At 70.4% G+C, this 392-nt stretch carries 1 protein-coding gene; it reads left to right on the top strand.

The features are described 5' to 3' along the window. The first annotated feature begins 98 nt into the window (after positions 1–98). Complete coding sequence (locus tag AC1DSF_RS31215; RefSeq protein ID WP_478184182.1) at positions 99–365, top strand: hypothetical protein; 267 nt, start codon at positions 99–101, stop codon at positions 363–365. The last annotated feature ends 27 nt before the right edge of the window (positions 366–392 follow it).

Genomic DNA, 392 nt, shown 5'->3' on the forward strand with positions numbered 1-392 from the left:
CTCCCGAGCCCGTACGGTTGGTACGCGCCGGGCCCCAGGGCCGGCCCGCCCGCGTGATCGTTCCGCGTCATTTGCGCCGAGCCGGGTAACCGAGGGGTATGGGCATCATCGCTCACCGGCGCGTACGCCATCACGGGATGGAGCCGAACGACGCCGTCACGGACCTGCCGCTGCGCAGGGTCCTGTCGCGCTGGGCGTTGGCGCTGTCGCTCGCGGGCCTGGCCTGGTGCGTGTTCGCGGCCGTGACATTCCCGACCGAACGCGGGCTGTGGATCTTCGCCGCGATCGTGCTGGCCCTGACCGGGGTCGTCGCGGTGGTCGACCTGCTGGTGATCCGCTACCGCATGCGGCGGCACGAATACTGATCTGGTCTCGCCAGCATGCGGATGACC

It is taken from the genome of Variovorax sp. 01N429, assembly GCF_056399425.1.

Coding starts and splice junctions, on each gene's coding strand:
- AC1DSF_RS31215 (WP_478184182.1), top strand. CDS start 99: ATGGGCATCATCGCTCACCGGCGCGTACGCCATCACGGGATGGAGCCG.